30 protein-coding genes and 1 pseudogene are annotated in these 25,857 nt (G+C 72.8%); 21 read left to right on the top strand and 10 right to left on the bottom strand.

Annotated elements, in window-relative coordinates; translation table 11 throughout:
- Positions 1-43 precede the first annotated feature (43 nt).
- On the top strand, positions 44-244 hold the full coding sequence (locus OG335_RS23770) for a hypothetical protein (RefSeq protein WP_405013143.1): 201 nt from the start codon (positions 44-46) through the stop codon (positions 242-244).
- 33 nt (positions 245-277) lie between these two features.
- Positions 278-724, top strand: a complete 447-nt coding sequence (locus tag OG335_RS23775) for an HIT family protein (RefSeq protein ID WP_405013144.1) — start codon at positions 278-280, stop codon at positions 722-724.
- A gap of 77 nt (positions 725-801) precedes the next feature.
- Here the strand turns inward: OG335_RS23775 and OG335_RS23780 are convergent, their stop codons facing one another.
- Positions 802-1,293 (bottom strand): GNAT family N-acetyltransferase, encoded by a 492-nt coding sequence (locus OG335_RS23780; RefSeq protein ID WP_405013145.1) that lies wholly within the window; start codon positions 1,291-1,293, stop codon positions 802-804.
- 498 nt (positions 1,294-1,791) lie between these two features.
- The gene (locus tag OG335_RS23785; RefSeq protein ID WP_405013146.1) at positions 1,792-2,430 is read right to left on the bottom strand and encodes an NAD(P)-dependent oxidoreductase; all 639 of its coding nucleotides are present in this window, start codon (positions 2,428-2,430) and stop codon (positions 1,792-1,794) included.
- A 119-nt stretch (positions 2,431-2,549) separates the two neighbouring features.
- Here OG335_RS23785 and OG335_RS23790 point away from each other — a divergent pair, with 119 nt between their 5' ends.
- Entirely contained in the window at positions 2,550-2,969 is a 420-nt protein-coding gene (locus tag OG335_RS23790) for a winged helix-turn-helix transcriptional regulator (RefSeq protein ID WP_405013147.1), read from the top strand.
- A 166-nt stretch (positions 2,970-3,135) separates the two neighbouring features.
- The gene (locus tag OG335_RS23795; RefSeq protein ID WP_405013148.1) at positions 3,136-3,666 is read left to right on the top strand and encodes a DinB family protein; all 531 of its coding nucleotides are present in this window, start codon (positions 3,136-3,138) and stop codon (positions 3,664-3,666) included.
- Positions 3,667-3,899: 233 nt separating this feature from the next.
- Here OG335_RS23795 and OG335_RS23800 read toward each other — a convergent pair whose 3' ends face one another.
- Both OG335_RS23800 and OG335_RS23805 read right to left on the bottom strand, forming a co-directional pair.
- Entirely contained in the window at positions 3,900-4,991 is a 1,092-nt protein-coding gene (locus OG335_RS23800; protein WP_405013149.1) for a DUF2332 domain-containing protein, read from the bottom strand.
- A 204-nt stretch (positions 4,992-5,195) separates the two neighbouring features.
- Positions 5,196-5,585 carry a hypothetical protein gene (locus tag OG335_RS23805; protein WP_405013150.1) on the bottom strand — a complete coding sequence of 130 codons (390 nt, stop codon included), beginning with the start codon at positions 5,583-5,585 and terminating at the stop codon, positions 5,196-5,198.
- A 419-nt stretch (positions 5,586-6,004) separates the two neighbouring features.
- Here OG335_RS23805 and OG335_RS23810 point away from each other — a divergent pair.
- Together OG335_RS23810 and OG335_RS23815 are read left to right on the top strand one after the other, a co-directional pair.
- Positions 6,005-6,291 (top strand): annotated as a pseudogene (locus OG335_RS23810) (cation transporter); the annotation flags it as partial.
- 423 nt (positions 6,292-6,714) lie between these two features.
- The gene (locus OG335_RS23815) at positions 6,715-7,356 is read left to right on the top strand and encodes a hypothetical protein (RefSeq protein WP_405015501.1); all 642 of its coding nucleotides are present in this window, start codon (positions 6,715-6,717) and stop codon (positions 7,354-7,356) included.
- On the opposite strand, the gene OG335_RS23820 is transcribed toward OG335_RS23815, so the two are convergent.
- Positions 7,331-7,966, bottom strand: coding sequence for a hypothetical protein (locus tag OG335_RS23820; RefSeq protein ID WP_405013151.1), 636 nt, complete (start codon positions 7,964-7,966; stop codon positions 7,331-7,333). The two genes, OG335_RS23815 and OG335_RS23820, sit on opposite strands and share 26 nt — an antisense overlap.
- 316 nt (positions 7,967-8,282) lie before the next feature.
- Here OG335_RS23820 and OG335_RS23825 point away from each other — a divergent pair, with 316 nt between their 5' ends.
- The gene (locus OG335_RS23825; RefSeq protein ID WP_405013152.1) at positions 8,283-9,311 is read left to right on the top strand and encodes a hypothetical protein; all 1,029 of its coding nucleotides are present in this window, start codon (positions 8,283-8,285) and stop codon (positions 9,309-9,311) included.
- A gap of 136 nt (positions 9,312-9,447) precedes the next feature.
- On the opposite strand, the gene OG335_RS23830 is transcribed toward OG335_RS23825, so the two are convergent.
- Positions 9,448-10,035: an isochorismatase family protein gene (locus OG335_RS23830; RefSeq protein ID WP_405013153.1), complete on the bottom strand. Its 588-nt coding sequence runs from the start codon at positions 10,033-10,035 to the stop codon at positions 9,448-9,450.
- Positions 10,036-10,301: 266 nt separating this feature from the next.
- The gene (locus tag OG335_RS23835) at positions 10,302-11,630 is read right to left on the bottom strand and encodes a nicotinate phosphoribosyltransferase (RefSeq protein ID WP_405013154.1); all 1,329 of its coding nucleotides are present in this window, start codon (positions 11,628-11,630) and stop codon (positions 10,302-10,304) included.
- Positions 11,631-11,779: 149 nt separating this feature from the next.
- On the opposite strand from OG335_RS23835, the gene clpS reads away from it, so the two are divergent.
- The 9 genes from clpS (at position 11,780) to OG335_RS23880 (ending at position 18,217) form a co-directional block, all read left to right on the top strand.
- Positions 11,780-12,073: an ATP-dependent Clp protease adapter ClpS gene (clpS, locus tag OG335_RS23840; protein WP_405013155.1), complete on the top strand. Its 294-nt coding sequence runs from the start codon at positions 11,780-11,782 to the stop codon at positions 12,071-12,073.
- Between the two features lie 150 nt (positions 12,074-12,223).
- Positions 12,224-12,799: a DUF2017 domain-containing protein gene (locus tag OG335_RS23845; protein ID WP_405013156.1), complete on the top strand. Its 576-nt coding sequence runs from the start codon at positions 12,224-12,226 to the stop codon at positions 12,797-12,799.
- A 322-nt stretch (positions 12,800-13,121) separates the two neighbouring features.
- The gene (locus OG335_RS23850) at positions 13,122-14,567 is read left to right on the top strand and encodes an amino acid permease (protein WP_405013157.1); all 1,446 of its coding nucleotides are present in this window, start codon (positions 13,122-13,124) and stop codon (positions 14,565-14,567) included.
- A 153-nt stretch (positions 14,568-14,720) separates the two neighbouring features.
- Positions 14,721-15,152 carry a Mov34/MPN/PAD-1 family protein gene (locus OG335_RS23855; protein ID WP_405013158.1) on the top strand — a complete coding sequence of 144 codons (432 nt, stop codon included), beginning with the start codon at positions 14,721-14,723 and terminating at the stop codon, positions 15,150-15,152.
- A gap of 136 nt (positions 15,153-15,288) precedes the next feature.
- Positions 15,289-15,405, top strand: a complete 117-nt coding sequence (locus OG335_RS23860) for a putative leader peptide (RefSeq protein WP_317634052.1) — start codon at positions 15,289-15,291, stop codon at positions 15,403-15,405.
- Positions 15,406-15,499: 94 nt separating this feature from the next.
- Positions 15,500-15,778 (top strand): MoaD/ThiS family protein, encoded by a 279-nt coding sequence (locus OG335_RS23865; protein ID WP_405013159.1) that lies wholly within the window; start codon positions 15,500-15,502, stop codon positions 15,776-15,778.
- Positions 15,779-15,902: 124 nt separating this feature from the next.
- Complete coding sequence (locus OG335_RS23870; RefSeq protein WP_405013160.1) at positions 15,903-16,871, top strand: PLP-dependent cysteine synthase family protein; 969 nt, start codon at positions 15,903-15,905, stop codon at positions 16,869-16,871.
- A 221-nt stretch (positions 16,872-17,092) separates the two neighbouring features.
- Entirely contained in the window at positions 17,093-17,284 is a 192-nt protein-coding gene (locus OG335_RS23875) for a MerR family transcriptional regulator (RefSeq protein WP_405013161.1), read from the top strand.
- 183 nt (positions 17,285-17,467) lie between these two features.
- Positions 17,468-18,217 carry an MBL fold metallo-hydrolase gene (locus OG335_RS23880; protein ID WP_405013162.1) on the top strand — a complete coding sequence of 250 codons (750 nt, stop codon included), beginning with the start codon at positions 17,468-17,470 and terminating at the stop codon, positions 18,215-18,217.
- A gap of 43 nt (positions 18,218-18,260) precedes the next feature.
- On the opposite strand, the gene OG335_RS23885 is transcribed toward OG335_RS23880, so the two are convergent.
- A complete protein-coding gene (locus OG335_RS23885; protein ID WP_405013163.1) occupies positions 18,261-19,166 on the bottom strand; it encodes a branched-chain amino acid transaminase in 906 nt (301 codons plus the stop codon).
- 140 nt (positions 19,167-19,306) lie between these two features.
- Between OG335_RS23885 and OG335_RS23890 the strand changes: the two genes are divergently transcribed.
- Complete coding sequence (locus tag OG335_RS23890) at positions 19,307-20,266, top strand: LuxR C-terminal-related transcriptional regulator (RefSeq protein ID WP_405013164.1); 960 nt, start codon at positions 19,307-19,309, stop codon at positions 20,264-20,266.
- A 124-nt stretch (positions 20,267-20,390) separates the two neighbouring features.
- On the opposite strand, the gene OG335_RS23895 is transcribed toward OG335_RS23890, so the two are convergent.
- Entirely contained in the window at positions 20,391-21,659 is a 1,269-nt protein-coding gene (locus OG335_RS23895) for a PTS transporter subunit EIIC (RefSeq protein ID WP_405013165.1), read from the bottom strand.
- 230 nt (positions 21,660-21,889) lie between these two features.
- Positions 21,890-23,182: a PTS transporter subunit EIIC gene (locus tag OG335_RS23900; protein ID WP_405013166.1), complete on the bottom strand. Its 1,293-nt coding sequence runs from the start codon at positions 23,180-23,182 to the stop codon at positions 21,890-21,892.
- 398 nt (positions 23,183-23,580) lie between these two features.
- Here OG335_RS23900 and OG335_RS23905 point away from each other — a divergent pair, with 398 nt between their 5' ends.
- The 4 genes from OG335_RS23905 (at position 23,581) to rdgB (ending at position 25,839) form a co-directional block, all read left to right on the top strand.
- Positions 23,581-23,817, top strand: a complete 237-nt coding sequence (locus OG335_RS23905; RefSeq protein ID WP_045306667.1) for a glucose PTS transporter subunit EIIB — start codon at positions 23,581-23,583, stop codon at positions 23,815-23,817.
- Positions 23,818-23,898: 81 nt separating this feature from the next.
- Positions 23,899-24,633, top strand: a complete 735-nt coding sequence (gene rph, locus OG335_RS23910) for a ribonuclease PH (protein WP_405013167.1) — start codon at positions 23,899-23,901, stop codon at positions 24,631-24,633.
- 190 nt (positions 24,634-24,823) lie between these two features.
- Complete coding sequence (locus OG335_RS23915; RefSeq protein ID WP_405013168.1) at positions 24,824-25,210, top strand: hypothetical protein; 387 nt, start codon at positions 24,824-24,826, stop codon at positions 25,208-25,210.
- Positions 25,211-25,230: 20 nt separating this feature from the next.
- A complete protein-coding gene (rdgB, locus tag OG335_RS23920; protein WP_405013169.1) occupies positions 25,231-25,839 on the top strand; it encodes an RdgB/HAM1 family non-canonical purine NTP pyrophosphatase in 609 nt (202 codons plus the stop codon).
- Positions 25,840-25,857: the final 18 nt, after the last annotated feature.

Below are 25,857 nucleotides of genomic sequence, written 5' to 3' on the forward strand. Positions count from 1 at the left end.
GGTAGTGATGGCTCATCCGCCACCACCGACCCGAAGGGCCGTCATGCTGAAGAAGTTCGCCTCCGTACTTGCCGTCGCCGCAGCCGTGACGCTGTTCTCCGCCCCTGCCCCTGCCTTCGCGGACGGGCCGAAGACCCCGGAGGAGGCGGCCGTGTGCAAGAGCCTGCTGGCCTCGCTCCTCCCGGGCCTCGGCTCCGCCGCGGTCGAGGCGGTCTGTGCGATCCAGGAGGATGCCGCCCGCTGACCGGGGCCTCCCCGGGCGCACTACGCTCGGCCCATGGAGTGCTACACCTGCGCCCGGACGGCCGAGACGGACGGCTCGGCGCCGCGCGACCTGATCGGTTCCGACGAGCACTGGCGGGCCGCGCACGCCTTCGGTACGGCACTGCCGGGCTGGCTGGTTCTCGTTCCGCGCCGGCATGTGACGGCCGTCGCCGAGCTGACGGACGACGAGGCCGCGGGCCTGGGACGCTGGCAGGTCCGGTTGTCCCGGGCGCTGGCCGAGGTGACGGGCTGCGCGAAGACGTATGTGGCGCAGTTCGCCGAGGCCGAGGGATTCGCCCACGTCCACTTCCACATCGTGCCCCGTGGAGTGGACCAGCCCGAATCACTGCGCGGGCCAAGGGTGTTCGCGCTGCTCGGAGTCGACGAGGAGTCGGCCGTGGCACCGGAGGCGATGGACGCGATCGCCCTTCGCCTCCGGGCTGCGCTGGACACCTCGTGATCCGTCCGCCGGGCGGTGCCTGACGCGCATCACCGCACGCCCGACGGCTGCGTCCCGACGGGCCTGACCCCCACCGCTCAGGCGAGATCCTTGGACAGCCAGACCTCGGCGTAGGGGTCGTCGCCGTACGGGGCGGTGGGACGGTATCCGAGACCGGTGTAGAGCGCGATGGCCTCGTGCAGGTCCTTACGCGTGTTGAGCAGCATCCGCCGTGCGCCGTGCTGCCGCGCTGCCTCCTCCGCGGCCCCGATCAGCCGCCGTCCCGCACCGCCGCGTCGGGCGGGCCCGGCGACGTAGACCCGGGTCAGTTCACCCACGTGGGGATCCAGCCAGCGGATTCCCGCACAGCCCACCGGGGTGCCGCCTGCTCGGGCGATCAGGAACGTGCCTCGTCCGTCACGCAGGTCGGCACTGCCGCCGGCCTCCTGGGCGATCTCCGCCTCCTCCGCAGGCCGTCCGAAGTACCGGCTGATCAACTCGTCCAGGTAGTCGTGCAGGAGGGACTTCGATGCGGCGTGGTCGACCGGTTCGGCCGCGACGGACCAGGTCTCGGGGGGTGGAACGTTCATGACGGGCATTCTGCGCGGCGACGGGGCCGGGTCGCCAGCCGATTCGGCGGTGCGGTGGTCCTGCGGCGGTGGACGGGCCCGGGCAGGGTTCGGGCGCCGGGCGGGGCGCGGCCCCTCGGGTGTCGCTCGTGGTTCCCGGTTCCCGGTTCGCCGTTCGCCAGGTGTGGATCGCCGGACGTCAGCTGTCGGGACGGATTCACCCGAAGGGGGGAGGAAATGCTGGACCCCCCGAGTTGTCCACAGGCAGGAGCAGGGCGCCCCGGCGCGGTGCGGACCCGTGTTCCCCTGGGGCCATGACCGAACAGCTCCTCCGTACGACCCTTAGCGGCTGCACGACCGTGCGGCGACCTCCCGCAGACCGGGCGGTGCCCGCCGTGCGGCCGCTCTCACTCGGCCTGCCGACGGCCCGTCCGCCGCCCGGCCTGGCCCTGCCCGTCCGTCTGCCCGTTCGCCCCTCCGCCCGTCCGCGCACCGGGCGGAGCCTGCGGTCCGTGGCTGTCAGGCCCACACGGCCACCTGCGCGCGATGGTGGGTCGGCCGCTCGACCTCGTCGACGACGGCGATCGCGAGGTCCGGGTGCGAGATGTGCCCGCCCCCCTCGGGCAGGACCGGACCGCCGATCCGGTACCTGCCCGTGCGGGCCCCGTCGTGGCCGAGGTCCATCGGCGGTGTGACCACCACCCAGTCCAGCGGCTGCGGGGCGTCGGACAGCACCTCCAGGGCCGCCTGGTGACCGAGCGAGAACGCGCGGTACTCGGACGGGAACTCGGGTCCGTCGTGCACGAGGACGCCTGGTGCGACCGCCAGCGTGGTGGCCACCCCGACGGTCACGAGCCGGGGGACACCCGCGCTCTGCAGCCCTGCGACGAGTGCGGAGGTGGTCGTGCGGTAGAACTCCGCGGCGGTGACGTCGGCGCGGTACAGCGCCGCTACGGCAACGGCGTGCCCCGCCGCGGTCCTGGCGACGGAGTCGGGGTCGCCCGCGTCGCCGGCCACCAGTTCCACCCCGGGGCCCGCCAGGTCGGCGTGCCGCTCCGGCGTGCGGACGACGGCCGTGACGGGCAGTCCGCGTGACACCGCCTCGGCGACGACGGCCCGCCCCACCCGCCCGCCTGCTCCGAACACCACAACACTCACCGGGACCACCCCATCGACACGTGGGGCCGATGCGCTCATCGGCCGCGATGCCGCGACGGTAGGACAGGAGGTGTCGGTTACTTCAACGGTACCGGCGGTACCCGCAGTACGTTCTGGACATGACCGGAATGCTCACCCCGCCCGCCTCGCCCCTCCCGCCGCTCGCCGCCGACTTCTTCGGCACGTGCGCGGACGGTGACCAGCGGCTGCCCGTCCGGGGCAGCGAGAAGTGGAGTTGGAAGATCATGCGGTGCCTGGAGGGCGGGCCCCGGCGCTTCACCGAGCTGAAGGTGCCGCTGGTCGGGATCACCCCCAAGGTCCTGGCGGAGTCCCTGCGCGCGATGGAGCGGGACGGGGTGGTCGCACGCACCGCCTACGCGGAGCAGCCTCCCCGGGTCGAGTACGCGCTCACCCCGCTGGGCCGCTCCCTGTTCGGCCCGATCGATGCGGCGTGCGCCTGGACCCGTGAGCACCTGGACGAGATTCGGGCCGCCCGGGCCTCGTACAGGGGACGGGAGGTCGCACCGGCAGATCGGTGACCTGCGTCCCGTGACGATCCCGGCACCCGGCACCTGGCATCCGGCATCCGGCACCCGGCGGGCGTCGATCGGTGGCGGGCGTCGGACGCGGGGGTGGCAGCATCTTGGCGGAGACTGGCGTTTCGTGGCCTGGTGAGGCCCGGTAGGGCGGCGGGATGCTGAGGGCATGATCATTCCTGATGCCAAGGACTGGACCTGGGTGCTCGAACGCCCCTGTAGCGACTGCGGGCTGAGCACCTCCGAAGTGGTGCGCGAGGACGTCGCCGGCATGGTCCGCGCGAACGCCGCCTCGTGGGTGACGCTGCTCGTGGGCGATCCGGTCGAGCTACGCCGCCGCCCGCAGCCGGACGTGTGGTCTCCGCTGGAGTACGCGTGCCATGTGCGGGACGTCTTCCGGATCTTCGACCTGCGGCTGGCCCTGATGCTCACGCAGGACGATCCGACCTTCCCCAACTGGAACCAGGACGAGACGGCGGTCGCGGAGCGGTACGGCGAGCAGGATCCGATGGTCGTGGGCCCGGAGCTCGCCGCCGCGGCGGAGCAGCTGGCGGCGGCGTTCGACCAGGTGTCGGGCAGCCGGTGGTCCCGTACGGGGCTGCGGAGCGACGGCGCACACTTCACGGTGGAGACCTTCGCGAGGTACCTGATCCATGACCCCGTGCACCACCTGTACGACGTCACCGGCACCCGCCCCTGAGCCACACGCACGTCAGGGCCAGGGGCCGGCACCGGCTGTTCGGACGGGGCGGTCGGGGCCGGACGCCCCCGGACGCCGCGCGCGGACTACCCTGCTCGCCGACCACCCCGCGTCCTGCCGCCGCGCGCCCTGTCGCCGTGCGTGCAACAACCACCCCGCGGTCGCGAGTGCGGCGGCTCCCGGACGGGCGTCCGGGTGGCCGGGCGGCGGAATGGAGCCGCCCGGCGCCTCCGTCAGACTGCGGCCGCGGCACCCCAGCCCGGTTCGGCAGGCCACGCGGGCAACCCGTGCGGGACTGCCGCGGCCGGCAGCCGGAGCGGCTCGACGCCCTTGCGGACGGTGAGGACGTAGGGGTGCTCCTGCCCGATCCTCCGGGGCTCGAAGGCGATGTGCGCGAACGGGGCGTCGTCTGTGGACGCCGCCGCCAACCGGTCCAGCTCCTGCTCCACAAGGGTCCACTCGTCGGCCGGCACGTACTGCCGCATGATCGAGTGCCACACCACCGTGAGTGTTCCGGGCGCGACGTCCACGCTGCGCAGGAAGGCTGCGGCACCGATCGGCTCGACCGTGGTGGGCAGCTCCTCGGCGAGCTGCAGCGCGCCCGCCAGGCGGGCTGCCCGGTCGGCCTGGTCCGGCCACACGTACGCCCGTAGGGCCAGCGCGCCGGAATCCGATCGCGGTTCGATCGGGGTGAGGTCGCAGCCTCGGCGTTCGGCGAAGACCAGCGGGGCGGGTTCCGCGGGCAGCCAGCCCGGCGGAGTGTCGCGCCAGGCCCCGGCGAGGTGCACGGGTGAGTCGGGCCGCCCGTACGCGTAGTCGGCGGACGTGCAGTGGAAGCGGTCGGCCAGCAGGTTGAGCCCGGCGCTCGCGCCGATTTCGAACAGGCGTACCGGGAGCCGCCGTTCACCGAGTGTGCACAGCAGGCCCGTGATCAGGAGGTTCGCCCGGCCCACCTCGTTGGTCTGCGGCGGGCGGGTCAGCCAGTCGCGGACCCAGGGCAGGTTGTCGGCGACCGTCGCGCGGAGCGCCGGCCAGGCGGCGTCCGGCCGGTGCGGGTCGAAGGTGCCACCGGCACTCGGGTAGTGGGCGGCGAGTCCGGGGGCCCGGCCCGTCAGTACGAGCGCGTGCACTCCGCCCAGGAGCCGCAGGGCGATGGCCTGCGGTCCCACGGCATCCTCGTGGCCCGCGATCGCGACCGCGATCGGGCCGCCCTCTCTGATGTCCGCTGCTGCCCGCCGGAGTACGGCTGCGTACAGCGGGGAGCCGAGTTCGGCGCAGGCGGTGGCCTGCTGTTCGAACATGGCGGCGGCGTGCTCGATGGACATGTGGATTCTCCGTCCGGTGACTGGAGATCATCATTCGCCGGTGGAGGCCGTCGCGTGCGCCGATCGGGCGGTGATTCGGATCACCGTCGGAAAAGGAGTCGTCCGGCGGGCCGGCCGCTGATCGACGGCGGCTGCCAGGTGACGGTGGCGGCTACGTGACGGTGACCGAAGGTGGCCGGCACGCGGCCGGTACTTACCGGCGGGTCACCACTCCTGGGGCATGCCGCGGAGCGCGTGCCGGAGCTGGCCGGCCACGCTCGCGGCCTCCGCACCGACCACGTCGGCGATCTCGGGGGCGGCCAGCCCGACCACGTAGTGCAGGATCGCGAGGTCTTCGTCGGCGGGGGAAGGGCGGTGCTCGACGATCGGTTCGGGCCGGGGGCGGTCGCACTCGGCCACCGTGCTCCGCAGGATCTGCCAGGCGATGGCGGCCGGGTTGGGGCTGCCGAGAACCTCCGGCCACACGTCGGCCAGCTTGCGGAACGCCTGGTCGACCACGCGCCCGGCACGGGTCGGGTCGTGGAACCAGACCCGCGCGTAGCTGAGGTAGCGGGGGCGGTGCAGTTCGCAGAAGGCGGTGAACTCGAGCGGCATGGCTGCTCTGGGCTCGTCGTCCGCAACGGGGAGGATCGATGCCGTGGCGGGGACATGACGATCAGTCACATCAGCCTCTCGATCTGGTTGCGTCGGAAGGGGCGCCCTGCGCTGCGCTCACTCTAGGCCCTCGCGCGGCTGCTTTGGGTGACAAGTCTTCTGAGATGCGCGGAACGGGCCTGATTGGTACGCAATGTGACGAACAGTCAGTCAGGTCCGGAGCCGGGTGCAGGTGCGAGGGTATCGCACCTGGTCACAGAGGGTGGAACGGCGGTGGCCGCAGCGGTGCTGATGTGCCACCGTGGGGCGCACGCCGGACCTGGCGCACCCATCCGCACACCCGCACCCGCATCCCGGCGACCACTCCTGCGGGCACGGGGGCCACTCTCACGGCGGCGCTCCTGACCGGCGCGCCGACCGACGCGCCGACCGCCGTGCCGCTCGGCCTGGCGTTCCTGCTCGGGCGTCGCGCTGCGAGCCGCAGTTGCACCTACGGGTTCGGGCGGGCCGAGGACCTGGCCGGGGTGGCGGTGGTGGGCGCGGTCGCGGTGTCGGTGGTGCCGACCGGTGTGACCGCCGTCGACCGCCTGCTCCATCCGCAGCTGGTGGGCATCTCTGGGCGGTCGCGGGTGCCCCCCTGGTCGGATGTGCGGGCAACGAGTGGGTGGCGCGGTTTCGTATCGCCACGGGCCGCCGGATCGGTTCGACGCCGCCGACATCCCGGAGGCCGCCGCCGAGGCCTCGGCGTGACAGTCCGTCAGGGTCGGTCTCGGGGGTCGCACCGGGGGCGTGTGGGGGTGCGGTCAGGGCTCTCACCGATGTCGGGGGCGCCGGTGCCCCCGGGAGGCTTGCCGTCATGGAAACCGAGACCTCGCCCCGCCCCGGCCGCCGTCCCCGTCGTGGTTCCGGCCGCCGGACGTTCCGCCTCCCGCTCGTCGCCGTTGCCGCGGCGGGCGTTCTGGCGGTCGCCTGTCCCGCCGAAGCGCTTGCGGCAGGCCCCGGCCCCTCGACGCCCGGCCCCTCGAAGCCCGGTCCCTCGGCTCCAGCCCTCACCCTGTCGGCCGCGCCGGCCGTTCCCGCGGTGCCGTCCGGGTCCGTGGCCGCGGGTGTCCCCGCCGCTGGTGCGGCCGTGACGCCCGAGGCCGAGCTCGCCGCCCTGGAACCCGGCTACGCGGACTGCCCGGCGCTCCCGGTCGGCGTCGACCCGGCCCGCTGGCGGTGCGAGGTGCACCTCGCCTCGCCGCGGCTGCGGATCGGCGCGGTCGACCTGCCCGCGGTGCGGCCGATCATGATGGTGCACGCGGAGGGGCCGATGGCGGACGGCACGCCCGGCCAGGCGTGGGGGGCGTGGCGCAGCGGCGGTCCGACAGCGGTGCCGGGCGGTCTGACCGGCACCGCGGCGGGTGGCCGCAGTCGCCTGCTCGGGCTGACGCTGGAGCCGGTGTACGGGGGCCGGGCGGACTTCTACACCGGCGTGCTGAGCCTGCGGTTCGCGCTGGCCGGCCCGGTGCTCCCGCGGGGGTGTGCGGTCGGAGCGAGTGTGCCGGTGGAGGTGCACCTGAAGCGGCCGGCACCCTCGGTGTGGGTCTCCCGGAATCCGCCGTTGGTGCACTTCTCGGCGTACGACGACGCGTTCACCGCTTCCGCGCCGGAGGGCTGCGGTCCGCTGTCGGGGCTGCTGGCCCGTCGGCTCGGCCTTCCGGCGACGAGCGGCAACGTCATCTCGTACGAAGCGAGTTACACGTTCAGGATGTACGACCGGCTGAACTGATCCCGCGGTCGGCGGCTCTTCGGCCGTGGGCGCCGGTGACTGCGGCGGGGGCCGGGTCGACAGCCGTCGACGGCGTACCCGTACCCGTATCCGCCCCCGTGCCCCTGTCCGTGGAGGCGGCAGCGGCAGTGGCCGCAGCCACCGCGGCGGCGGCGGCCGCGGCGGCGGCCAGGGGTGCGGCGGCCTCGCGGCGTGTCTGCCCGGGGAAGGCGACGGCGCCGGCGGCCGCCGTACCGGCCGCGGCCACGGCAGCGGTGTCGGCCTCGGAATCGCCGGTGAAGGTGTCGCCGTCGCGGGTCCGGGCGAGTTCCTCCATGGCCTCCCGGGCGGCCAGGTAGGCCTGGACCGCGGCGATGCCGTAGACCGGCTGGATCAGCTGGTGTCCTTTGAAGAAGGGCCGGGCCGGGGCGAAGCCGGCGGCCACGACCAGGTCGCGGATCTCGGCTATCTCGGCTTCCGTCCGGGCCGTGAAGCGGACCTCCCAGCCTTTCTTGTAGGTGTGGCCGTCCTCGCTCTTGCGGCGCGAGAGGTCGGGACGGCGGACATAGCCGGGTAGACGGCCGAGGCGCAGTTGGGCGGCGCGCAGACCGGGGATCTCGTCACGGGGCATGAGCCGATGTTAGGCAATCGGAGGAGTTGCGGTGGCGCGGGGGTGGTGCTTCACCGTGTGCTGTCGATCACTCTGGGTCAGATCGCGCTGATCGTGACGGTTCTCCCGGCCTCGTGGCGGTGATGTGCCGATTCGATGAAAAACGGATCGTCATGCCCTAAGTCCGATCTATTCCGGCATTGGAGTGAACGTCCGATACGTCGAACGGGTGAGGGTATGGGGACTTTAGTGCAGACCCGTCCCGGTTTGACGACGGTTGGGTAACAGGTCGTCAGGTCGTGCGTGCGGCCCGGTCGGCGTTGGGGAGGGTGTCGGCATGAGCTACCGGATTCCCTCCCAGCCGCTCTCCCTCGAAGAGCTGGCGCGGCGTCAGCAGAACGTCGTCACCGCGGGCCAACTGCGTGCCCGCGGCGTACCGTCCCGCGTCGTCACCGAGCACTGCCGGCGCGGCGGGCCCTGGCAGCGGATGCTGCCGCGGGTCTATCTCCTGCAGGGCGGGGACCCCACGCCCGAGCAGCGCATGTGGGCCGCCCTCCTCTACGCCGCCCAGAACGGCCGTGAGGAAGGCGGCCGTGAGGGCGCGGTGATCACGGGTGCCGCCGCCCTCGCCCTGTACGGCTTCGCCTCGGTGCCCCGCCTTCCCGCCGTGACCGGCGTGGACGTGCTGGTGCCGCGCCAGCGGCGGCTGAAGGACGCGGGTGCCGTGCGGATCCGCCGCACCGGACGCGAGCTGGAGGCCCGCTCGGTGCACGGCCTCGCGTGTGCGCCGGTGGCGCGCGCCGTCGCCGACGCGGTCCGTGAGTGGACGGACGCCGGCGCGTTCGAGAGCGGCGCGGTGCGGCCGGCCCTGCTGCGGGCGATGCTGCGTGAGGCGGTGTCGCGTACCGACGGCGGCTGCGGCCTGCGGGAGCTCGTCGGCGAGCTCGGCGAGGCCGGACTGCTGGGCGAGCCGCGGGTACGCGCGGCGGTGGACGAACTCCTCGCCGCCGAGAGGGAGTCGGTGCTCGCCCGGATCGGCGACCTGGTCGACGAGTGGCTGCTCCCGGTCCCGCTGGCCGGCCCGGAGCTGCGGATGCCCGGCGGCACCTACGTCGCCGTCCCGGACCTGTACTGGCCGGGCGCGGCCGTCGCCGTGGCCGTCGACTCCGACCTGCGCTGCGTGAGCGAGGGCGAGGAGTCGTGGGTGCGCGCCGAGCAGCACCGGATGGAGTTCCTGGGGGTGCGGGTGGTCTACGTCTCCGGTGCGCGGGTCGCCGCCGAGCCGGACGCGGTCGGCAGCGAACTGCGCGAGGCGTTCCGGGCGGGCGGGGAGGACGTCGTCGAGCTCCTGGTCACGGACCGGTAGCCGCCTCCCGGCCGCTCCGGCTCCCGTTCCCACCGGTCCCCGTTCCCACCCGTTCCCGTCCAGGGAACGCTGTCCGTCCGTGCCGGCCGGGGTGCGACGCCTGTCCGTTCCCGTCCGGGGTGCGGTGCCCGTCCGGTCAGCGGACCACCGGCGTGCCGGAGAGCTCGACTCCGGCGGCGGCGAGTTCGACCAGGGCGGCGTCGGTGGTGGCTGCGGCGACCCCGGCGGTGAGGTCGAGCAGCACCCGGGTCGAGAAGCCCTCGCGGGCGGCGTCCAGAGCGGTGGCCCGGATGCAGTGGTCGGTGGCGATGCCGACCACGTCGACCTCGGTGACGTCCCGGTCGCGGAGCCAGCCGGCGAGTGTCTCGCCGTTCTCGTCGACGCCTTCGAAGCCGCTGTACGCGGCGGAGTGGGCGCCCTTGTCGAAGACCGCCTCGATCGCGCCGGAGGTCACGGACGGGGCGAAGTTGGGGTGGAACCCGACGCCTTCCGTGCCGGCCACGCAGTGCGCCGGCCACGACGACACGTAGTCGGGTTCGGCGGCGAAGTGCGCGCCGGGGTCGATGTGGTGGTCGCGGGTGGCGACGATGTGGGTGTAGCCGGGGGAGGCGTCGGCGATCAGGTCGGTGATGGCGGCCGCCACCTCGGAACCTCCGGCGACGGCCAGGCTGCCGCCCTCGCAGAAGTCGTTCTGCACGTCGACGACGATCAGGGCCCGGTGCATGGCTCGCTTCTCTCGCTGTGGGTGATCCGCGCGCGGATCGAGGGGTCCGGGGGGCTGTGCGGTGCGCCGGTTCGCGCGGTGTGGCGATCGCTCCGGTGCCCCTCCGCGCCGCCGGTGGACGGCGGGTGTGCTGCGCCGCCGTGTCCTGCGGTGCCGTGCGGTGCGGTGGTGGCCCCGGTGCGGGGTGCTGGAGCGTGGGGGCGACTGCGAGTGCTGTCGAGAAGACTGTAGGGAGTGACGCGCGGAGGCGGAAGGCCCGCCGGTCGTCACCCCGCGGTGGTCGCGCCGCTCAGCAGCTCGGTCACGATCACGGGCTCGCCCTTCGACAGCTGGGTCGCGGACAGCGGCAGCCCGGCCAGGGCGCGAAGGTGCCGGTCGCGCGCTGCTTCGAGCGGTTCGCGCCCCACCACCTTGCCGGCGCGCACCAGCGGCACGTGCAGCAGGTGCGGCTCCAGTTCGGCGGGCACGGGCCCGGTGCCGACGACCTCGGCCTCGGCGGTGCCGTCGGCGTCGGGCCTGCGGGCGGCCCACTTGCGGCCGCCGGTGCTGGTCTTGCCTCCGGCGGAGCGCTTGGCCACGGGGACGAGCGGTCCGCCGGGCACGCTCTCGCGGGCGACCAGTTTGTAGACCATGGCGCAGGTCGGGTGGCCGCTGCCGGTGACGAGGCTGGTGCCGACGCCGTAGCCGTCGACCGGGGCGGCGGCGAGTGCCGCGATGGCGTACTCGTCGAGGTCGGAGGTGACGATGATCCGGGTCCGGTGGGCCCCGAGGTCGTCGAGCTGGCGGCGGACCCGGTGCGCGAGCAGGGTGAGGTCGCCGGAGTCGATGCGGACGGCGCCGAGCTCGGGCCCCGCGACCTCGACGGCGGTGCGGACGGCCTCCGCCAGGTCGTAGGTGTCGACCAGCAGCGTCGTGCCGCGGCCCATCGAGTCGATCTGGGCGGTGAAGGCGTCGAGCTCGCTGTCGTGGAGCAGGGTGAACGCGTGCGCGGCGGTGCCGGTCGTGGGGATGCCGTGGGTGAAGCCGGCCTCCAGGTCGGAGGTGGCGGAGAAGCCTGCGACGTACGCGGCGCGGGCCGCCGCGACGGCGGCGCCCTCGTGGGCCCGGCGGGCGCCCATCTCGATGACGGGCCGGCTGCCGGCGGCGGCGGTCATGCGGGAGGCGGCGGCGGCGATCGCCGAGTCGTGGTTGAGGATCGAGAGGATCACCGTCTCCAGGATCACCGCCTCGGCGAAGCTCCCCTCGACCGTCAGCAGCGGCGAGCCGGGAAAGTAGACGTCGCCCTCGGCGTAGCCGTGGATGTCGCCCTGGAAGCGGTAGTCGGCCAGGAAGCGCAGGGTGTCCTCGTCGACGACCCGCTGGTCGGCCAGCCAGTCGAGCTGGGGGCCGGTGAAGCGGAAGTTCTCCACCGCGTCGAGCACGCGGCCGGTGCCGGCGACGACGCCGTAGCGGCGGCCGTTCGGCAGACGACGGGTGAAGACCTCGAAGACCGAGCGGCGGTGTGCGGCACCGCTGCGCAGGGCGGCCTGGAGCATGGTGAGCTCGTAGCGGTCGGTGAGCAGCGCCGTGGAACGGTGCGCGGTGATGGCGTCCATGGTGATGATGCTACTACCACTTAGCGTCAAAGTGACGATTTCTCGCGCGACACGTCGACCCGGATTCGCCCGGACGTCCCCCGGATGGAAGCATGAGGAAGGGGCGGACGCGCCCTCACCCCGGTGAGCCGCAGAGGAGAGAGCCAGTCGTGAGTGTCGCGCCGGTCGAGATCGAGCGCCCGGAGATCGAGGGCCTGCCGTCGGTGCAGCCGGACACGCCGTGGGTCACCATCGTCCACAACGACCCGGTGAACCTGATGAGCTACGTCCAGTACGTGTTCCAGGCCTACTTCGGTTACCCGAAGGACAAGGCCCGCGAACTCATGATGGAAGTGCACACCAAGGGCCGCGCGGTGGTCTCCAGCGGCACGCGCGAGGAGATGGAGCGCGACGTCCAGGCGATGCACGGCTACGGCCTCTGGGCCACCCTGCAGCACGACTGACGCGAGGGCGGCGGACACGCGGGGCGACCCGCCGTCGCCGCCCGCCCCGGCCGGAGCCGCCCTCGGGCGCCACCGCCCACCCGGGCCGCACCCGGGACCCACGGACAGACAGACAGACGACAACGACGCAGACGGGCTGAATCCGAACTCATGGCTGGCTTCTTCGAGAGCGCCGGTGAGGGCGCCGCAGCGATCGCCCTCGACGAGGTGGAGGCGTCCATCCTCCGATCGCTGGAGGTGCAGATGCTGGAACTCATCGGCCCCGGCCCGGCGGGCCTCGCCGACGACCCGCTTGCCGCGCTCTTCGCCGAAGGGCCCACCGAGGCGCCCGCCGACCCGGCGCTGGCGCGGCTCTTCCCCGACGCGTACGGGGAGCCGGGCGAGCCCGACGACCCGCAGACCCGCGCCATGGCGGGCGAGTTCCGGCGGTACACCGAGCTCGACCTGCGGGCCCGCAAGCGGGAGGACGCGCTGGGCGTGGTCAAGGCGCTCGACGGCCTGGGCGGCAAGGGCGGCGTCGTCACGGTGCCCGCCGACGACTGCCCGCGCTGGCTCGGCGCCCTCAACGACCTGCGCCTCACGCTCGGCTCCCGGCTGGAGGTCTCCGAGGAGGACGAGCAGCAGCTCCACGGCCTGCCCGACGCCGACCCGCGCAAGCCGCTGGTGATGGCCTACCTCTGGCTCGGCGGCATGCAGGAGTCGCTGCTGGAGGCGATGACCGGCTGACCGCCGGGAGGGAGCGCCGCCGCCCCGGCCGCCCGGTCCCGCCCCGCCTGTCCTCATCCCGCTCCCGCCGCCCCGCCTGTCCGCATCCCGCATCCCGCTCCCGCCGAGCCGGCCGACCGTGCCCGGCGGGATGCGGATGCGTCGGGTGCCTGCCGACCGCCCCGGCCCTCGTCCGGATGACGGCCGAGGGGAGTGCGGCATTTCGGGCGTACCGTCCCAAGGCGGGCGTGCCATGCTCGGCCTGACGGCCGGATCGGCACCGGTGTCCGGACGGGGCCCGGCGTGCCCGCCGCCCTCCCGCGACCCAAGGACGGTCCGCCCCATGGCCGGTCAGCGCTACGACGAGGTGATCGACGCCGTTCCGGACGAGGAGGGCTACGTCCGAGGCCTCGGCAGCCGCCAGATCCAGATGATCGCCATCGGCGGGGCGATCGGCACCGGGCTCTTCCTCGGCGCCGGCACCGCCGTCTCCAAGGCGGGCCCCAGTCTGATCCTCGGCTACGCCGTGGCCGGCGTGGTGATCTTCGTCATCATGCGGGCGCTCGGCGAGCTCCTCACCTACCGGGCGGTGTCCGGCAGCTTCGCCGAGTACGCCAGGGAGTTCCTCGGCCCGTTCGCGGGCTTCGTCACCGGCTGGACGTACTGGCTGTTCTGGGTGGTCACGGGCATGGCCGAGACCACGGCGGCGGCCGTGTACGTCAGGTTCTGGCAGCCGGGCATCCCGCAGTGGGCGAGCGCCCTGGCCTTCCTGGTGCTCCTCTACGCGGCCAACCTGATCTCTGTGAAGCTCTTCGGCGAGATCGAGTTCTGGTTCTCCATGGTCAAGGTCACCGCCATCGTCGGCATGATCCTGCTCGGCCTCGGCGTGCTCCTCTTCGGCTTCACCGACGCCGGCGACACCGCCTCGGTCGGCCACCTCTGGAACAACGGCGGCTTCTTCCCCGCAGGCGTCGGCGCGACGGTGATGACCCTTCAGATCGTCATGTTCGCCTACCTCGGCGTGGAACTCGTCGGCGTCACGGCCGGGGAGAGCCGCGACCCCGCCCGCACCCTGCCGCGGGCCGTCAACACGCTGCCCTGGCGGATCGCGCTCTTCTACGTCGGGGCGCTGGTGATCATCCTCTCCCTGGTGCCGTGGCAGGAGTTCGCGCCCGGCGTCAGCCCGTTCGTCGCGGCCTTCGAGAAGATGGGCATCCCCGCCGGCGCTTCGATCATCAACGGCGTGGTGCTCACCGCCGCCCTGTCCTCCTGCAACTCCGGCATGTACTCCACCGGCCGCATGCTCCGCGACCTCGCGCTGTGCGGTCAGGCCCCCGGCCGGATGGCCGCGCTCAACGGCCGCCGCACCCCCGCCGTCGCCATCACCGCGTCCTGCCTGCTCATGGGCGTCGGCGTGCTGCTCAACTACCTCGCCCCGGCCAAGGCGTTCGAGTACATCACCTCCGTGGCCACCGTCTGCGGCCTGTGGACGTGGGCGGTGATCCTCGTCTGCCAGATCCGCTACCGGCGGGCCTGGCGCGGCACCCGCCTGCCGCCGCCGACCTTCAGGGCGCCCGGCGGGCTCTGGCCGAGCGGTGCCGCCCTGGCCTTCCTGTTCCTCGTCGTCGTGCTGATCGGCATCGACGACGACACCCGCATCTCGCTGTACGTGCTGCCCGTCTGGGCCGCCCTGCTCGCCCTCGGCTACGCGCTGCTCGCCCGCCGCCGCCCCGAGGCCCTGCGCGGCCCCGACCGCGACCCCCTGCGCGCGGAGGACGGCCACCTCTGACCGCCGCCCCGTCGCCGGCCGTCCCGCCCCGTCGCCGACCGCCCCGCCCCCGCGCCCGCCGTCCGGCAGGCGGGGACGGTGGCCTGTCCGGCAGCCCGTCCGGGGGCCGGTCCGGGCGCCGGAACGCCCGCCCCCGCTGGCTATCCTGGCCGCATGCTGACCATCACCCGAGAACTGCGCGACCGCATCGTGGCCCACGCCCGTGCCGACCACCCGGACGAGGCCTGCGGTGTGGTCGCCGGCCCCGAGGGCAGCGGACGCCCGGAGCGGTTCATCCCGATGCTCAACGCGGCCCGCTCACCCACCTTCTACGAGTTCGACTCCGGCGACCTGCTGAAGCTGTACCGCGAGATGGACGACCGCGACGAGGTGCCGGTCGTCGTCTACCACTCGCACACCGCGACCGAGGCGTACCCGTCCCGCACCGACGTCAGCTACGCCTCCGAGCCGGAGGCGCACTACGTCCTGGTGTCCACCGCCGAGGGCACCGGTGCGGACGATCCCTACGAATTCCGCTCGTTCCGCATCGTGGACGGCGTGATCACCGAGGAAGACGTCGAGGTCGTCGAGGTGTACCCCGCCTGACCCGGGGTCCGGTGCGGGGCCCGGAGGACGGCCCGAAACGGCCGCCCCGGGCCCTTGTCTCGCCAGGGGAAACGGAATGTCCCGCATCGCGAGACGTGGATGCCGTTGCGGGGGCGGGAATCTATACGATGAGTGCATGCGTTCCGTCGATGTGAGCAACCAGGCCCCAGGCATCCGCCTCGTGGCGCGCCTGCACGTCGACCTGTGCCGGCTCGCCAGTGCGATCTGTCCCGGTACCGCCGACGCCCACTGACTTCGGCACCGCCCGCCCCGGCACCCCGGGGCCCTCCACCCCTGCCGCGCCGCGTGCGGCGGCCCACCCGACCCACCTCCACAGGAGCGCAGCCATGGCCATCGAGGTCCGCATCCCGACCATCCTCCGCACGTACACCGACGGCGCCAAGGCCGTCGAGGGCGCCGGCGCCAACGTCGGGGAGCTCTTCCACGACCTGGACAGCCGCCACCCCGGCATCGCCGACCGCCTGCTCCAGAACGGCGAGCTGCGCCGCTTCGTCAACGTGTACCTGAACGACGAGGACGTGCGCTTCCTGGAGGGCATCGGCACCACCGTCGCCGACGGCGACAGCGTCACCATCCTCCCGGCCGTGGCCGGCGGCTCGAAGTAACGGTCGGCGCGGCCCGCAGCGCCCCGCCCCCGGCCCTCCGGCCGGGGGCGCGCGACCGCCACGGGGACGCCCGCGCAGGCTCCCGCTCCGCCCCCTCATCCGCCCCCCGAACGCCGGAGGCACCATGCGCTACGACAGCCCCCTGGAGGCCGTCGGCAACACCCCGCTCGTCCGGCTGCCGAGGCTCTCGGCCGACCTCCCCGGCAACGACGACGGGCGCGTGAGCCTGTGGGCGAAGCTGGAGGACCGCAACCCCACCGGCTCGATCAAGGACCGCCCGGCCCTGCACATGATCGAGACCGCCGAGGCCGAGGGGCGGCTCACCCCGGGCTGCACCATCCTGGAGCCCACCAGCGGCAACACCGGCATCTCGCTGGCCATGGCCGCCAAGCTCAAGGGCTACCGCATGGTGTGCGTCATGCCGGAGAACACCAGCGAGGAACGGCGCGAGCTGCTCCGCATGTGGGGTGCCGAGATCATCTCGTCGCCCGTCGCCGGCGGCTCCAACACGGCCGTGCGGATCGCCAAGGAGATCGCCGCCGAGCACCCGGACTGGGTCATGCTCTACCAGTACGGCAACCCCGGGAACGCCGCTGCGCACTACGCCGGCACCGGCCCGGAGATCCTCGCCGACCTGCCCACGGTCACCCACTTCGTCGCGGGCCTCGGCACCACCGGCACCCTCATGGGCGTCGGCCGGTACCTGCGGGAGAAGGTGCCCGGCGTGAAGATCGTCGCCGCCGAGCCCCGCTACGACGACCTCGTCTACGGCCTGCGCAACCTCGACGAGGGCTTCGTCCCCGAGCTGTACGACGCCGAGGTGCTCACCACGCGCTTCAGCGTGGGCTCCGCCGACGCCGTCCGCCGCACCCGTGACCTCCTCCAGCAGGAGGGCATCTTCGCGGGCGTCTCCACCGGCGCCGTCCTCCACGCCGCGATCGGCGTCGGCCGGAAGGCCGTGCAGGCCGGCGAACGCGCCGACGTGGTCTTCGTCGTCGCGGACGGCGGCTGGAAGTACCTGTCGACCGGCATCTACACGGCCGAGTCCACCGAGGCCGCCGTCGAGGCGCTCCAGGGGCAGCTCTGGGCCTGACGCCCGGGGGAGTACCGCCGAGGCGTGGCATCCGGACGGGTGCCACGCCTTCCGCACGCCGCCGCCGGCGCCCGCCCGTCGTGCTGTGACAATCGGGGATTTGTCCGTTCCGTGCTGCCGGCCCGTCACGGAACGGCGACGGCGCCCGGCCGCCGCCCGGCCGCCCCCGGCCCGGCCGCGAAGCTGATCGCGCACCGCACCCAGCGCGAAGGGCGAAGCCTGTGACGCACCCCGAGGACCTGTGGTCCTACCCGGAGATCGCCCGGCACATCGGCGTCCGGCCCGACACCGTCCGCAGCTACCGCCGCCACGGCCTCCTGCCCGACCCCGACACCGTCGACGCCGCCGGGCGCCCCCGCTGGCATCCCGACCGGATCCGCAGCTGGGCCCGCAACCGCCCCGGCCACCGCTGACCGGCGCCCGCCGCCACTCCCCGCAACCCTCCCGGCCCGTTCTGGTGATTCCAGCCACAGCGCGGCACGGAGACGGGGGCAAAGTGCCGCCCGCCCCTTACTCTCGACAACGCGAAGGCATCCACTACCGACAGGTAGGGCCCTGTCGGCGGACCATGACCCAGCGGGGCGGAGGGGCTCGGCATGAAACTGACCGTGGTGGGGTGCTCGGGAAGCTTCCCGTCGGCCGACTCCCCCTGCTCCAGCTACCTGGTCGAGGCCGACGGCTACCGCCTGGTGCTCGACCTCGGCAACGGCGCGCTCGGCGCGCTGCAGAAGTACACCGGCCTCTACGACGTCGACGCCGTGATGCTCAGCCACCTGCACGCCGACCACTGCGTCGACCTGTGCGCCTACTGGGTCGCCCGCAACTACCGCGTCGAGGGCTGCCCCGACCCGGTGCCCGTGTACGGGCCGCACGGCACCGCCGACCGCCTCGCCCGCGCGTACGACATGCCGGAGGAGCCCGGCATGAAGGAGGTCTTCGACTTCCGCCCGCTCGGCAACCGCACCTTCGACCTGGGGCCGTTCCGCGTCACCAGCGTCCTGGTCAACCACCTGGACACCGAGGCGTACGGCTTCCGGGTCGAGCACGGCGGCACGGCGCTCGTCTACTCCGGCGACACCGGCGAGTGCGCCGACCTCGTCGACCTCGCCCGCGGCGCCGACCTCTTCCTCTGCGAGGCCGCGTACACCGACGGCAAGGAGAGCTTCCGGGCGATCCACCTCAACGGCCGCGAGGCCGGCGAGCACGCCGCGGCCGCCGGGGTCGGCCGCCTGGTCCTCACCCACATCCCGCCGTGGACGGACGCCGAGAACAACCGCCGCGACGCCGCCGCGGCGTTCACGGGGCCCGTCGACCTCGCCCGCCCCGGCGCCGTCTACGAGCTCTGACCGGAGCCGTGCCCGACCCGGCTCCGGCCGGGCCCGGGGTGTCTCACAGCCGCGTCAGCCAGTGGGCGTACCGAGGGTTCTCCCCGGTCACCGCCGCCCGGTACGCGTCCGCCAGCCGCTCGGTCAATGTGCCCGGCGCGGTGGGGAGTTCGCGGTCGTCCAGCGAGCCGACCGGGGCGATCCCGGCCGCGGTGCCGCACACGAACACCTCGTCCGCCGCGTACAGGTCCGACCGCAGCAGCCGCTCCACCCGCACCTCCACCCCCAGATCCCGGGCCAGCGTCAGCACGGTGTCCTGGGTGAGGCCCTCCAGCGCGCCCGACGCCGCCGGGGGCGTGCGCAGCACCCCGTCGCGCACCGTGAAGACGTTCTCCGCACTGCACTCGCTCACCGAGCCGTCGGCTGCCAGCAGCAGCGCCTCGTCGTAGCCGGCATCCGTCGCCTCCCGTCGTGCCAGCACCGAGTTGAGGTACGGGCCGGTCGCCTTCGCCGCGGGGGGAACGGAGTTCGGGTCGTTCCGCCGCCAACTGCTGGTCTTCAGCCGCAGCGGCCGCGCCTCCACGGCCTCGGGCCAGTCCCACGACGCGATCACCGTCGTGGTGGGCACGCCCCGCATGTCGAGTCCCATCGAGCCGTACCCGAGGAACGCGAAGTGCCGCACGTAGCAGGACCGCTGCCCGTTCGCGCGGAGCATGTCCAGCGTGCCCGCCGCCAACTCCTCCACCCCGTACGGCAGCGGCAGCCGCAGCATGCCCGCGGACCGCACCAGCCGGCGCAGGTGGTCGTCCAGACGGAACACCGCCGCCCCGTCCGCCGTCCCGTGCACCCGGGTGCCCTCCAGCACGCCGGTGCCGTAGTGCAGCCCGTGCGTCAGCACGTGGACCTGCGCCTGCTGCCACGGCACCAGCGCGCCGTCGAACCAGATCGTCGAAGCCTCGGTCATCACCATGCCCGCCATCCTGGTGCCGCCCGCGCCGCCCCGTGCCGCCGCGGCGGCACCCTGAACCGGCCATGGCCGGGACCGGCGCCCCGGTCCCGCATGCTGGAATTCACCGTCCGGACGGCGGGCCGCTGACTATCGTCCCCGGGGTGGAGCACAGCACCGCCCTGTACCGCCGCCTGCTTGCCGACCCGGGCCGCCCCCTTCCCCTCCTGCGCGACGAACTCGGCTGGTCGCAGCACGAGTTCGACACCGCCGTCGCCGAGCTCCGGCTCCTCGGCCTGCTCCAGCCCACCGCCTCCACCGGCAGCGGCCTCGCCGCCGTCTCCGTCACCACCGCCGTCCGCCACCTGCTGGGGACCGCCGACGACCACCTCGCGGAGCTCTTCGCCGCCGTCCGGCACACCCGCGACTCCGTCGAGCACCTCCACGCCCGCTACCTTCCCCTCCAGGCGGACGGCCCCGGCGACGGCCCCGGCCACCACCTCGTCCACGGCGCCGACCGGATCGCCGCCCTCCTGGAGGACGCGGCCCGCGGCGCCCGCACCGAGGCCCTCTCGCTCCGGCCCGGCCAGGACCAGAGCCCCGGCGCCCTCGACGCCAAACTCGCCCGCGAGCGCATCGCCCTCGGCCACGGCGTACGGCTGCACACCGTCTACCCCGCCGCCGCCCTGCGCCACCCCGCGGTGCTGGCGCACGTCCAGCAGCTCACCGCCGCCGGCGCGGGCATCCGGGTCGCCCACAGCCTGCCGCTGTGGATGATCGTGGTCGACACCACCCTGGCCGTGCTGCCCGCGCCGGGCGGCGCACCCGACACCGCCCTGGTCGTTCGCGACACCGCGGTGCTCGCGGTCGTCCGCGAGCTCTTCGACTACTTCTGGACGGCCGCCTGGGTGCCGTCCGACCTGCTCGGCCGCGGCGTGCCCGACGACCGTCACCGCGAGGTGCTGCGCCTGCTGTCGGCCGGGCTGACCGACCAGGCGATCGCCCGGAAGCTGGAGATCTCCGAGCGCACGGTGCGGCGGCTGGTCTCGGACCTCACCACCGACCTCGGTGCGCAGAGCCGCTTCCAGGCGGGCGTGCACGCCGCCCGGCTCGGCTGGCTCTAGGCGGCGGTGCCGTCCGGGCCAGTCCGCCCGCTCGCGAGCGGCCGCCGGCGGTGGTGTCCGGCGTGAACGCGACGGACCCCGCCCGGAGCAGCCGGGCGGGGTCCGCGCGAGCGGGGGAGGAGTGTCAGGCCTTGGTGACGTCCTCGAGTTCGGTGTCGTCCTCGCGGCCGGGGGTCTTGAGGTTGAACTTGGTGATCGCGAAGCGGAACAGCACGTAGTACAGCGCCGCGAAGACCAGGCCGATCGGGATGATCAGCAGCGGGTGGGTGGCCTTGCTGAATCCGAGGCCGTAGTCGATCAGGCCGGCGGAGAAGGTGAAGCCGGCGTGCACGCCGAGCGCCCAGGTGACGGCCATCGAGACGGCGGTCAGCACGGCGTGGATGGCGAAGAGCACGGGGGCGATGAAGAGGAACGCGAACTCGATCGGCTCGGTGACACCGGTGACGAAGGAGGTCAGCGCGAGCGACATCATCATGCCCATGACGGCCTTGCGGCGCTCGGGGCGGGCGGCGTGGGCGATGGCCAGGGCCGCGGCGGGCAGCGCGAACATCATGATCGGGAAGAAGCCCGACATGAACTGTCCGGCGCTCGGGTCGCCGGCGAAGTAGCGGGTCAGGTCGCCGTGCACGACGGTGCCGTCGGCCTTGGTGAAGTCACCGGTCTGGAACCACGCGTACGAGTTCACGAACTGGTGCATGCCGACGGGCAGCAGGCCGCGGTTGATCAGGCCGAACGCACCCGCGCCGAGCGCGCCGGCACCGATGAGGGAGTCGTTCAGGCTGCTGATGGCGTCGCCGATCGGGCCCCAGGTGAGGGCGAAGACCACACCGACGGCGGTGCCGACGAACGCCATCATGATCGGGACGAGGCGGCGGCCGTTGAAGAAGCCCAGCCAGTCGACCAGCTTGGTGCGGTGGAACTTCTGCCAGAGCACGGCGCTCAGCAGGCCGATCACGATGCCGCCCAGCACACCGGGGTTCTGGAAGGTCGCGGCCTCGTCCTTGCCGGGGAGGATCTTGTACTCGGTGATCGGGAACGCGGTCAGCACGTTCTTGTACACCAGGTAGCCGACCAGGGCGGCGAGGGCGGTGGAGCCGTCGGCCTTCTTGGCGAATCCGATGGCGATGCCCACCGCGAACAGCAGCGGAAGGTTGTCGAACACCGCGCCACCGGCGGTGTTGAACACCGCGGCGACCTTGTCCCAGCCGAGGCCGTCCTTGCCGAAGACGTCGTCCTGGCCGAGGCGCAGGAGCAGGCCGGCGGCCGGCAGGACGGCGATCGGCAGCTGGAGGCTGCGGCCGATCTTCTGCAGGCCCTGGACGGTGCTCTGGCCGATCTTCCTGGCCGGGGAGGGTGCCGCGGCGGGCGCCGGTGCCTGCGCAGTCGTACTCATGGGGATGGTTCCTAACGACAGGGCGGGCCGGAGGGGTGCATCGGGGCCGACACGCCAAACTGGTCTACACCACGAGTGGTGTAGACCAGTTTCTAACACGCCCCCGACGGAGGGGGGAACCCTTGGAAGCGCCGCAGGTCGGAAGCGCTATGAAATCGAAACCTTCTTGCGGATCGACGATCTTGATTACCCGCGGTCACCGCGACTTTGGCGAGTGGCTCAACAAAACCTCACGCCTTCGTGACATCCACCTCGTCCGCCTCGTCCTCCCGGCCCGGCGTCTTCAGATTGAATTTCACGATCACGAACCGGAACACCGCGTAGTACACCGCCGCGAACGCCAGCCCGATCGGGATGATCAGCCACGGTTTCGTCGCCAGCCCCCAGTTGATGACGTAGTCGATCAGACCCGCCGAGAAACTGAAACCGTCGTGCACCCCCAGCGCCCACGTCACCCCCATCGACGCGCCCGTGAGCAGGGCGTGCACCACGAACAGCGCCGGCGCGATGTACGCGAACGAGTACTCGATGGGCTCCGTCACACCCGTCACGAAGCTCGTCAGACCCACCGACAGCATCAGCCCGTAGATCTCCTTGCGCCGGTGCGGCTTCGCGCAGTGCGCGATCGCCAGCGCGGCCGCCGGCAACGCGAACATCATGATCGGGAAGAAGCCCGAGGTGAACTGCCCCGCCGTCGGGTCCCCCGCCAGGAAGCGCGGGATGTCACCGTGCACCACCTCGTCCGTCCCCGGCTTCGTGTAGTCCCCGAACTGGAACCACACGAACGTGTTGATCAACTGGTGCATGCCGATCAGCAGCAGCAGGCGGTTCGCCAGACCGAAGATACCGGCCCCGCCCCAGCCCAGATCCGCCAGCCACTGCGAGAAGTCCGTCATGGCCGACCCGATCGGCGGCCACACCCACAGTGCCAGACACGCCAGCACCAGACCCGCCACGGCCGTGATCATCGGCACCAGCCGGCGCCCGTTGAAGAAGCCCAGCCAGTCCACCAGCTTCGTCCGGTGGAACCGCACCCACAGCCACGCCGACATCAGACCGATCAGGATCCCGCCCAGCACCCCCGGATTCTGGAACACCGCCGCACTCGACGTGTCCGCCGAGAAGTCGATGCACTGGTCACCCTGCAGCGTCCCCCCGCACTGGTCCCTGTCCGGGAACGCCCGCAGCACGTTGAAGTAGACGAGGTAGCCCACCACCGCCGCCAGTGCGGTCGAACCGTCCGCCTTCTTCGCCATCCCGATCGCCACGCCGATGCAGAACAGCAGCGGCAGCCCCAGGTTCGAGTTCAGCAGCGCGCCGCCCGCCGCGGCGAACACCTTCGCCACGTTGTCCCAGCCCAGACCGTCCTTGCCGAACACGTCGTCCTGGCCCAGCCGGTTCAGGATGCCCGCCGCCGGCAGCACCGCCACCGGCAGCTGCAGGCTCCGCCCCATCTTCTGCAGGCCCCCGTAGAAGGTCTGCCACCACGGCGAGGGTGGAACCGCTGCGCCCGCTGTGCTCATCCGTACCCTCCGAGTGCCGTCGCCGATGCCGAGGCCGCCCTGCACCGCCGCCGCCCTGCACGGTCGCGGCGGCGGTGCAGGGCGGCGGGGCCGAGGAACACCGGGGGTCCGTTCCGCGTTGTCCGTTGTGCACCTAATATTGGTGTAGACCACTTGGAGGCAGGCGGGAACCGGGCCCACGGCCCCGATGATCGCCATCCTCCGGCCCCGGCGCGCGGCCGTGCGCGCCGAAATGGGCCAAAAGTGAACTGACGTGGCAAATCACCCCGAAACGGGAAATGCTGGTCGCGCCACGGTGACACGGTGAACCCGCGTCACCACCACGGCACCACACGCACCAACGCAGGACGGCACCCGGCGGCACCACCGCCGCACCGCCGACACACAGGGAGACACACATGGCCAGCAAGGCAGAGAAGATCGTCGCCGGCCTCGGCGGAATCGACAACATCGAAGAGGTCGAAGGCTGCATCACCCGCCTGCGCACCGAGGTCGTCAACCCCGAGCTCGTCGACGAGGCCGCCCTCAAGGCCGCCGGCGCCCACGGCGTCGTCAAGATGGGCACCGCCATCCAGGTCGTCATCGGCACCGACGCGGACCCCATCGCCGGCGAGATCGAGGACATGATGGACTGACCCGCCCCGCACACCCCGCGGCCCGCCGACCACCCGGTCGGCGGGCCGCAGCCGTCCCCCCAACAGCTACGCTCGGTGCCTATGTCACGCATCGACGGCCGCACCCCCGACCAGCTCCGCCCCGTCACCATCGAACGAGGCTGGAGCAAGCACGCCGAAGGCTCCGTCCTCGTCTCCTTCGGCGACACCAAAGTCCTCTGCACCGCCAGCGTCACCGAAGGCGTTCCCCGCTGGCGCAAGGGCACCGGCGAAGGCTGGGTCACCGCCGAGTACTCCATGCTCCCCCGCGCCACCAACACCCGCGGCGACCGCGAAGCCGTCCGCGGCAAGATCGGCGGCCGCACCCACGAGATCAGCCGTCTCATCGGCCGCTCCCTCCGCGCCGTCATCGACCACCGCGCCCTCGCCGAGAACACCATCGTCCTCGACTGCGACGTCCTCCAGGCCGACGGCGGAACCCGCACCGCCGCCATCACCGGCGCCTACGTCGCCCTCGCCGACGCCATCGCCTGGGCCCGCGACAAGAAGATCCTCCGCGCCAAGGGCCAGCCCCTCACCAGCGGCGTCAGCGCCGTCAGCGTCGGCATCATCGACGGCACCCCCATGCTCGACCTCCGCTACGAGGAGGACGTCCGCGCCGGGACCGACATGAACATCGTCTGCACCAGCGACGGCCGCTTCGTCGAGGTCCAGGGCACCGCCGAAGGCGCCCCCTTCGACCGCGCCCTCCTCGACCAGCTCCTCGACCTCGGCACCCTCGGCTGCGCCGAACTCGACGAGATCCAGCGCAAGACCCTCGAACAGCTCCAGAACTGACCCGCCGCCGGGCCGCGGGCGCGCATCCTGTACACCGCGCGCCCGCAGCCCGTACCGTTCGGAACCGAGGACGTCCGACCCGCCGTCCTCACCACCGAAGCACCGAAGCACCGAAGCACCGAAGCACCGAAGCACCGAAGCACCGAAGCACCGAACCGACCGAGCGCCCACCCACCAGCGGAGGACCCCGATGCCGGACCGCCTCACCCGCTCCACCACCCTCGCCGTGGCCGGCCTCCTCCTCGTCCTCCCGCTCAGCGCCGTCAGCTGCTCCGCCGTCCAGCGCGCCGTCGACTGCGGCAACACCGCCATCCGCATCACCAACGACATCACCCAGGCGGGCGACGCCTTCAACAACGCCGCCAACGACCCCGCCGCCGCCGGACAGGCCCTCCAGCAGCTCAAGAACGACCTCGACCAGCTCGGCCGCAACTCCAGCGACACCGACGTCTCCCAGGCCGTCACCGACCTCCAGACCCAGGTCGACAACGCCCAGAAGGCCATCGACAACCAGCAGGTCCCCGACCTCAAGCCCCTCGCGGACGCCGCCGGCAACCTCACCAAAGCCTGCGCCTGAACCTCGCTAGGGTGGGCCGCATGACCACACGACGCCTCGTCCTCGCCACCCGGAACCGCCACAAGGTCGCCGAACTCCGCGACATCCTCGGCGACGCCGGACTCGACGTCGAACTCGTCGGAGCCGACGCCTACCCCGAGATCCCCGACGTCCCCGAAACCGGCATCACCTTCGCCGAGAACGCCCTCCTCAAGGCGCACGCTCTCGCCCGCGCCACCGGCCACCCCGCCGTCGCCGACGACTCCGGCCTCTGCGTCGACGTCCTCGGCGGCGCCCCCGGCATCCTCTCCGCCCGCTGGTCCGGCAAGCACGGCGACGACCGCGCCAACCTCGACCTCCTGCTCGCCCAGCTCTCCGACATCGCCGAACCCCACCGCGGCGCCCACTTCGCCTGCGCCGCCGCCTTCGCACTCCCCGACGGCACCGAACGCGTCGTCGAAGGCCGCCTCCTCGGCACGCTGCGCACCGCGCCGGCCGGCGACGGCGGCTTCGGCTACGACCCGATCCTCCAGCCCCTGGGCGAGAGCCGTACGTGTGCGGAGCTGACCCCGGTGGAGAAGAACGCCATCAGCCACCGCGGGCAGGCCTTCCGCGCCCTGGCGCCGGTGGTCCGCGAGCTGCTGGGCTGAGGACGAGCGAAGGCCCGC

The organism is Kitasatospora sp. NBC_01539, from assembly GCF_045040525.1.
In the GTDB taxonomy this organism is placed as follows: domain Bacteria; phylum Actinomycetota; class Actinomycetes; order Streptomycetales; family Streptomycetaceae; genus Kitasatospora.

Excerpts from the sequence above, each read along its gene's own strand:
- OG335_RS23770 (WP_405013143.1), top strand. The coding sequence starts at position 44 with ATGCTGAAGAAGTTCGCCTCCGTACTTGCCGTCGCCGCAGCCGTGACG.
- OG335_RS23775 (WP_405013144.1), top strand. The coding sequence starts at position 278 with ATGGAGTGCTACACCTGCGCCCGGACGGCCGAGACGGACGGCTCGGCG.
- OG335_RS23780 (WP_405013145.1), bottom strand. The coding sequence starts at position 1,293 with ATGAACGTTCCACCCCCCGAGACCTGGTCCGTCGCGGCCGAACCGGTC.
- OG335_RS23790 (WP_405013147.1), top strand. The coding sequence starts at position 2,550 with ATGACCGGAATGCTCACCCCGCCCGCCTCGCCCCTCCCGCCGCTCGCC.
- OG335_RS23795 (WP_405013148.1), top strand. The coding sequence starts at position 3,136 with ATGATCATTCCTGATGCCAAGGACTGGACCTGGGTGCTCGAACGCCCC.
- OG335_RS23800 (WP_405013149.1), bottom strand. The coding sequence starts at position 4,991 with ATGTCCATCGAGCACGCCGCCGCCATGTTCGAACAGCAGGCCACCGCC.
- OG335_RS23805 (WP_405013150.1), bottom strand. The coding sequence starts at position 5,585 with ATGCCGCTCGAGTTCACCGCCTTCTGCGAACTGCACCGCCCCCGCTAC.
- OG335_RS23820 (WP_405013151.1), bottom strand. The coding sequence starts at position 7,966 with ATGCCCCGTGACGAGATCCCCGGTCTGCGCGCCGCCCAACTGCGCCTC.
- OG335_RS23825 (WP_405013152.1), top strand. The coding sequence starts at position 8,283 with ATGAGCTACCGGATTCCCTCCCAGCCGCTCTCCCTCGAAGAGCTGGCG.
- OG335_RS23830 (WP_405013153.1), bottom strand. The coding sequence starts at position 10,035 with ATGCACCGGGCCCTGATCGTCGTCGACGTGCAGAACGACTTCTGCGAG.
- OG335_RS23835 (WP_405013154.1), bottom strand. The coding sequence starts at position 11,630 with ATGGACGCCATCACCGCGCACCGTTCCACGGCGCTGCTCACCGACCGC.
- OG335_RS23845 (WP_405013156.1), top strand. The coding sequence starts at position 12,224 with ATGGCTGGCTTCTTCGAGAGCGCCGGTGAGGGCGCCGCAGCGATCGCC.
- OG335_RS23850 (WP_405013157.1), top strand. The coding sequence starts at position 13,122 with ATGGCCGGTCAGCGCTACGACGAGGTGATCGACGCCGTTCCGGACGAG.
- OG335_RS23855 (WP_405013158.1), top strand. The coding sequence starts at position 14,721 with ATGCTGACCATCACCCGAGAACTGCGCGACCGCATCGTGGCCCACGCC.
- OG335_RS23860 (WP_317634052.1), top strand. The coding sequence starts at position 15,289 with ATGCGTTCCGTCGATGTGAGCAACCAGGCCCCAGGCATCCGCCTCGTG.
- OG335_RS23865 (WP_405013159.1), top strand. The coding sequence starts at position 15,500 with ATGGCCATCGAGGTCCGCATCCCGACCATCCTCCGCACGTACACCGAC.
- OG335_RS23870 (WP_405013160.1), top strand. The coding sequence starts at position 15,903 with ATGCGCTACGACAGCCCCCTGGAGGCCGTCGGCAACACCCCGCTCGTC.
- OG335_RS23880 (WP_405013162.1), top strand. The coding sequence starts at position 17,468 with ATGAAACTGACCGTGGTGGGGTGCTCGGGAAGCTTCCCGTCGGCCGAC.
- OG335_RS23885 (WP_405013163.1), bottom strand. The coding sequence starts at position 19,166 with ATGGTGATGACCGAGGCTTCGACGATCTGGTTCGACGGCGCGCTGGTG.
- OG335_RS23895 (WP_405013165.1), bottom strand. The coding sequence starts at position 21,659 with ATGAGTACGACTGCGCAGGCACCGGCGCCCGCCGCGGCACCCTCCCCG.
- OG335_RS23900 (WP_405013166.1), bottom strand. The coding sequence starts at position 23,182 with ATGAGCACAGCGGGCGCAGCGGTTCCACCCTCGCCGTGGTGGCAGACC.
- OG335_RS23905 (WP_045306667.1), top strand. The coding sequence starts at position 23,581 with ATGGCCAGCAAGGCAGAGAAGATCGTCGCCGGCCTCGGCGGAATCGAC.
- rph (WP_405013167.1), top strand. The coding sequence starts at position 23,899 with ATGTCACGCATCGACGGCCGCACCCCCGACCAGCTCCGCCCCGTCACC.
- OG335_RS23915 (WP_405013168.1), top strand. The coding sequence starts at position 24,824 with ATGCCGGACCGCCTCACCCGCTCCACCACCCTCGCCGTGGCCGGCCTC.
- rdgB (WP_405013169.1), top strand. The coding sequence starts at position 25,231 with ATGACCACACGACGCCTCGTCCTCGCCACCCGGAACCGCCACAAGGTC.